This window comes from Limnobacter sp. (genome assembly GCF_036405155.1).
GTDB lineage: Bacteria > Pseudomonadota > Gammaproteobacteria > Burkholderiales > Burkholderiaceae_B > Limnobacter.
Genome location: NZ_DASWYD010000010.1, coordinates 178,035 through 184,034 on the forward strand (window position 1 = coordinate 178,035; position 6,000 = coordinate 184,034).

The following is a 6,000-nucleotide window of genomic DNA, read 5'->3' on the forward strand; positions in this document are numbered from 1 at the left end:
TCTTCAGTTCCATTGGGATTTTAAAAATGTCTTCTGCAAGCACAGTGAGATTCACGAAAATGCATGGTGCCGGTAACGACTTCGTCGTGCTGGACAACCGCGACGGCTCATTGGATTTGCAGCCAGCGTTGATCAAGCGTTTGTCGGACCGTCATTTTGGCGTGGGCGCCGATCAGGTTTTGGTCGTTGAAAAGGCCCAATCATCAGACAATGACTTTCGATACCGCATTTTCAACGCCGATGGTCACGAGGTTCAGCAGTGTGGAAATGGTGCGCGCTGCTTTGCTCAATATGTTGTGGACAAAGGCCTGACTGACAAAAGCAGCATCCGTGTTGAAACCATTCCCGGCGTGATCGAGCCCCAAATCATTCGACACAACTGGGTCAAGGTCAACATGGGGCCGGCGTCTTTTGAGCCCTCCGCATTGCCGTTTGTTGCGGATGGTTTATCCATGCGCAAGTTTGGTGGCTTGGTGCAGTACAAACTGCCCGTAGATGCCGGTCTTGCAGATCAGGACCTTTGGGTGTCCGTGGTGTCCATGGGCAATCCCCATGTGGTCATTTTGCTCGATCAACCAGCATCCGATGATCTGGTTCAAACCTTGGGCAGCACACTGGAAAGTCATCCTCGCTTCCCAGAGCACGTCAACGTTGGTTTTCTCAGTGTGGTGGATCGCAGCCGCGCGCACCTTCGCGTGTACGAGCGAGGTGTCGGCGAAACTCTGGCCTGCGGCACCGGTGCTTGTGCCGCAGCGGTGGCTGGCATGAAAATGGGCCTGCTTTCTGATCAGGTGGACATGGTCAAAGCCGGCGGTACCTTGACCATCGAATGGTCCGGCAACCCCGACAGTGACGTGTTGATGACCGGCCCTGCACAAACCGTTTTCGAAGGAGAGTTTTATTTATGAGCGAAGAAGCTCAACAGGTGGTTGATTTTCTCAAGGCGAATCCCGAGTTTCTGATTCGAAACCCGGGCGTTTTGGCCTTCGTCCGTCTGCCGGAACAAACGGCCGGAAACGTTGCGTCCCTTCAGGATCGCCAACTGCAAACCATGCGTGAAAAGGTCAAGGCCCTTGAGCACCGCATTGCAGACATGAGCAATGCAGCGGTGGAAAATCAGGCCATCATCAACAAACTTCAGGCAGTTTCCCGCACGCTGTTGACCATCAAGGATGCCGAGTCCTTGCCCAAAGTGCTGACCGAGCAAATCAAGCAGCAATTTCAGGTTCCGATGGTGCGACTCACGCTCTGGTTGGACGGCTCTGCTGCTCACCCCGCCGATAAAGATCTGTTCAGCCAAATGAAGGGTTTGTATTGTGGTTTTGCAGACCATGCGCCGTCCCTGGCTGTGTTTGAAGGCGAAGAGGTTCACCCACGCTCCGTGGTCCTCATGCCGATTCGTGTGGGCGCAAGCCCAGATGCCTTTGGTGTGCTCGGGTTGGGTTCCCCGGACAAAGACAGGTTTGCGCCCACGCTTGAAACCGATTTTCTGAACACCTTGTCCGAGATCGCATGCGCAGCCCTCAGTCGCCTGCAGAGCCCCAATCCGTAGTTCAGGCTTACCTGAACCATTTGGCTTTTGAGCGCCGATACAGCGCAAACACCTGCCAGGCGGTGGCACGCGACCTGGGTCTGCTGGGGGAAAACCCCTTGGCTTTGGCTGAGCCCGCCTTAAAGAGTTTGCTGGCACGGCGACATGCGGAAGGGTTATCGCCGCGCTCCCTGGCTAGGATGGCCAGCAGCTGGCGTGGATTCTATGGTTTCTTGGTCACCGAGGGCCATTTGAAATCCAGCCCTGCCGAAGCACTGAAAACCCCCAAGGCTGGTAAGGCATTGCCCAAGGCGCTGTCTGTGGATCAGGTCATGGCCTTGTTACAAGGTCACTGGCCTGTTGACTTTCAAGATTGCCAGGCCCGTGTTTTGATCGAGTTGTTGTATGGCACGGGTCTGCGCATCAGCGAAGCCATGTCACTGCGAATGCCGGGTGTTGATAAGGGCGCAGCGTCCAGCTTGGACTTGAATTCAGCCCAATTGCGTGTGGTGGGCAAAGGTTCCAAGACCCGCATCATCCCGCTTATTGGGAGTCTGCAGCAAACATTGATTCAGTTTATGGATCGTCGTCATGCGTACTTGGACGAATTGAAACTCCCCGATCCCGGTGCATTCTTTCTGTCATCCAGGGGGCAGGCTCTCACCGTTCGTTTGGCGCAACATGCGGTGTCGAAGTACGCACAACAGAAAGGTTTAAGCCAACATTTGCACCCGCACATGCTTCGGCATTCTTTTGGAAGCCATGTGTTGCAGGGGTCACAAAACCTTCGCGGTGTACAGGAATTGCTGGGTCACGCCTCCATCGCGTCCACCCAGGTGTACACCGCGCTGGACTTTGCTCACCTCTCCGCTGTTTACGACAAAGCGTTTCCCAGGGCCAAGTGATGCGCTGGAGCTTAGGTAGGCCCTGCCTGTTCAAAGTGCTGTGCTGCTGACATCGTTCAGCAAGCGACTGGCCGCCTGTCCCATGGATTCATTCGCTTGGCGGCTGACATCCATTTGTTTCAGAACCTTCAGGTATGCACCCGTGCTGTGGGTGGGGTCATTGTCGGAAAATTTTTCCCGGCTGTTGATCATGACATCCACCACAGGCTCAGCCTGTGAGCCCGCAAATTCCCGTGCGTAAATCAGGGCCACAGCATCTGCGAACAACTCTTGTTTGAACACCGATTCATGTGTGCCGGTTAATTGAGCGGACGAACCCGACAGCCCTTGGTGTTGAGGGTCCTGTGCGTTGAACTGTGCCACAAACTGGCGACTTTCTTTCAAGCAGTGGCCCACCTCATGCGCGGCAGAGGCAGCGACAATCTCATTCCAGTTGGCTTTGTTGTCTGAATTTAAAAATCGACCCCATTGTGCCCAGGCATCCGGGTTCGGGTTGATGACAATCACACAGCGACCGCTGGAATAAGTAATGGCACCGAGTGGGGTTGGGTCTTTTCTATTGCTCACCACCACATTGGGTTTGATTGCCATGCCAGGTTCGAGTTTTTCAACCACTTCGTTCACGATGGACTGAACCTGTGACACCGGCAGTTCATCCAAGCCGATGGCGCCAAAGCCAAGCCCGAGAGAAAGCAGAAAAGACAGCATGATGAACATCCAAGTGGTGATCTTGGTGTTCAGTGTCTGCGGTCGAAGGGTTAATCAATGTTTGAATTAAGTCGCTGATTTATAGGCTATTGTTGGTTTGTAGGAGCTTGGGTCTCCGCCCATGTCAGAACTTCCTTTACAAGCTCCGGCCCTTGCAACAGGTGCTGCTGCCACTGCCTTGCATGTCTACACAAAACAGGCCAGTGGTGCTCCAGTTGGCCCCACAGTGCTGCCCAACGAGCCACTGGTTCAGCACCATTCCAGCAAAGCCACAAACTCCACCACCATTGGCGGGTTCTTGCCGGCAAGTCTTTTGTATAAATGGCGAAAAACTCTTCCAGTTTCTGAAGGTGTACTTGGTCGTCTGTCGGGTAAATCTGCCAAACCATCGGGCGCCCGGCCAGTTGTGCTCGAACAAAGCTGTCTTCGCCTCGCACGAAAAGCAGATCATGTTGCACCAGCAGCGCATCAAATGCCGACTGTGGGACGAATGCTTGCATCCGTACCCGGCTTGAAAGTTTCAAATCCGGGGCGGTCTGGCCTGCCAGTGCAAAGTGTTGCTGGTCCGTGGCGTGATCGATCAAAGTGTGCAGCGGGGCGGTAGGGTAGGCAAAAACGAAAATATGCTCACACGCGCCTGTGGGTGGGCTCCAACATGACGGGCTAAAATCACCATGAATGACGCCACCGGTTTTCGCAGTAAAGCCCGGGTAAAAGTAGGTGCTGCGGTGCCCAGTGCTCGGCTCAATAGAGGCTTTTAAATGAAAATCCTCGATCCAGGACTCCGCCGACAAATAGTCAATCAGGAGCCAAGGCGTGTTTGGGTATTGCGCTTTCAGTGTTTTGTCAAAACGCGCCTGAGTTTGATGGCTGGATGTGCCAAATGGCTCCAAAACGAGATCGGGTCCAGCACTCGTCAACGTTTCGTTCGCAGGCCAATGCCAGTTTGTCCGGGCATCGACCAAAAGCAACGATGCGCATTCCGCGGTGGGGTACAGCAAATCAATGGCCGCTGGCGCGTCATGCAACATCACCACCGTGTGCCCCATGGCTGCCAGTCGCCTGCTCAGGCGGAGGCAAAACCCCGCATCGCCCAAGTTGTCGATGACTTTGCACAGGACTGCAATCGTTAATCTGCGCACAGCGTCGTCCTTTTTCTAGCAATCATGAAAAAGGGCCCTTGCGGGGCCCTTTTTACTTGCAACGTGTCGAGTTGATTTATTTGACCCGGTTGCGGTATTCGTTGGTGCGGGTGTCAATTTCAATTTTGTCACCGATTTCCACAAAGGCGGGCACCTGGATCTCATAGCCGGTTGGCTTGATGCGGGCGGCTTTCATGATCTTGCCTGATGTATCACCACGCACGGCTGGTTCTGTGTATTCCACTTCGCGAATCAGGCTGGTGGGCAATTCAACAGACAAGGCCTTGCCGTCGTAAAACACCACTTCGCAGGGCATGCCGTCTTCCAGATAATTCAGTGCATCGCCCAGGTTCTCGGCTTCCACTTCGTACTGGTTGTAATCGCCGTCCATGAAGACGTACATGGGGTCTGCGAAGTAAGAATAGGTGACTTCCTTGCGGTCCAAAACCAACAACTCGAATTTTTCGTCGGCCTTCACCACGTTTTCCATGCCGGCGCCGGTCAACAGGTTCTTCATCTTCATCTTGACCACAGCAGCGTTGCGGCCAGATTTGTTGTATTCAGTCTTCAATACAACCATGGGGTCTTTGCCGACCATCACCACGTTGCCTGTGCGAATTTCTTGAGCGATTTTCATGGGAAGCGAGTCTTGGGTAAATTGGAAGCCACGTATTGTACTCGAAGTGTTTGGCGAAACAACCCACTTTTTCCAATCAAATCAGGCGGTCGGGTCAAATTCAATCCATTGCCCGGGTGCCAAGTCATCTGGCAGTCTGTAGGGGCCGACGCTTTCCCGGTGCAGGGTGGTCACATGGTTGCCAACGGCAACCAGCATGCGTTTTACCTGGTGATATTTGCCGGTGGTAATACCCATGCGCAAGCGGCCGTCGTCCAGTCGTTCTGCTCTGCTGGCTTTAACCCACTCGGTGTCGTGTTCCTCCTGAAGCTCAACGCCGTTGAGCAACTGGTCGATTTGACCATCCAGAAGTGGCGTGTCCAGCGCCATGACATAAACTTTCTCCACCTCTTTCTTAATACCCTGCTTGCCACTGATGATCCGATGGATGAATTGGCCGTCATCCGAAAACAATAAAAGTCCGGTGGTGTCCACATCCAGACGGCCTGCCGCCTGTATGCCCCGCTCTAGATAGTGCGGGGGAAGCAATTCAAAAACCGATCGGTGTCGCGAAGGCTTGTGTGAGGTCTCGTAGCCCGCCGGTTTGTTCATCAGAACGTACTTAAATTGACTGATTTGATAAGAATTGCCGTCGATGGAGAGCGTGTCGCCCCATTGAATCAGGTCGTTGTCGGGGTTGAAGGGGGCCGAGTTCAGAAAAATCTCGGACGACCACAAAATTTTTTCACAAAATTTTCGATTTCCAAGTCCTTGAGACTGAAGAATTTTTACGTTTGGATGAACTTTCATGCGGGGTTTTTTAAAACTTTTTTCCGAAAAGTGTTTGACAGGTAGGGAAGAGGTGTGCATAATCTCGTTTCTCTGCTGCACGACACGCAGCGCGAAACGAAGCAAGCAAGCGGTTTTCGAAGCGATTTGAAGATTGTAGCGTGAATGAGTTTCGAATGTTCTTTAACAAGTTAACAGCCGATAAGTGTGGGCGCTGACCGATTGAGACGGGTGTTGTTTTTGTTTCGAAAACGACGCTTTGGTTTCACGATTGAAGTGTCAGTGCTCGCACGGTAATAAAGTAAATGA

General features: G+C 53.1%; 7 protein-coding genes. 3 read left to right on the forward strand and 4 right to left on the reverse strand.

Annotation, left to right across the window (positions count from 1 at the left end; translation table 11 throughout):
- Positions 1 to 26 precede the first annotated feature (26 nt).
- Genes dapF through VGE55_RS14980 form a run of 3 tightly spaced genes read left to right on the forward strand, consistent with a single transcriptional unit; the run spans position 27 to position 2,436 of the window.
- Positions 27 to 908: a diaminopimelate epimerase gene (gene dapF / locus VGE55_RS14970; RefSeq protein ID WP_331132470.1), complete on the forward strand. Its 882-nt coding sequence runs from the start codon at positions 27 to 29 to the stop codon at positions 906 to 908.
- A complete protein-coding gene (locus tag VGE55_RS14975; RefSeq protein WP_331132471.1) occupies positions 905 to 1,552 on the forward strand; it encodes a DUF484 family protein in 648 nt (215 codons plus the stop codon). Before dapF ends, VGE55_RS14975 begins: the two co-directional genes overlap by 4 nt.
- On the forward strand, positions 1,513 to 2,436 hold the full coding sequence (locus tag VGE55_RS14980; protein ID WP_331132472.1) for a tyrosine recombinase XerC: 924 nt from the start codon (positions 1,513 to 1,515) through the stop codon (positions 2,434 to 2,436). The genes VGE55_RS14975 and VGE55_RS14980 overlap by 40 nt, the downstream gene beginning before the upstream one ends.
- A 30-nt stretch (positions 2,437 to 2,466) precedes the next feature.
- Here the strand turns inward: VGE55_RS14980 and VGE55_RS14985 are convergent, their stop codons facing one another.
- From VGE55_RS14985 to VGE55_RS15000, 4 genes are all read right to left on the reverse strand, one after another.
- On the reverse strand, positions 2,467 to 3,144 hold the full coding sequence (locus tag VGE55_RS14985) for a hypothetical protein (protein ID WP_331132473.1): 678 nt from the start codon (positions 3,142 to 3,144) through the stop codon (positions 2,467 to 2,469).
- Positions 3,145 to 3,230: 86 nt separating this feature from the next.
- A complete protein-coding gene (gene earP, locus VGE55_RS14990; RefSeq protein ID WP_331132474.1) occupies positions 3,231 to 4,286 on the reverse strand; it encodes an elongation factor P maturation arginine rhamnosyltransferase EarP in 1,056 nt (351 codons plus the stop codon).
- 76 nt (positions 4,287 to 4,362) lie between these two features.
- Positions 4,363 to 4,923 (reverse strand): elongation factor P, encoded by a 561-nt coding sequence (gene efp, locus VGE55_RS14995; RefSeq protein WP_331132475.1) that lies wholly within the window; start codon positions 4,921 to 4,923, stop codon positions 4,363 to 4,365.
- A gap of 81 nt (positions 4,924 to 5,004) precedes the next feature.
- The gene (locus VGE55_RS15000) at positions 5,005 to 5,817 is read right to left on the reverse strand and encodes a 16S rRNA pseudouridine(516) synthase (RefSeq protein WP_331132476.1); all 813 of its coding nucleotides are present in this window, start codon (positions 5,815 to 5,817) and stop codon (positions 5,005 to 5,007) included.
- Between the last annotated feature and the right edge of the window lie 183 nt (positions 5,818 to 6,000).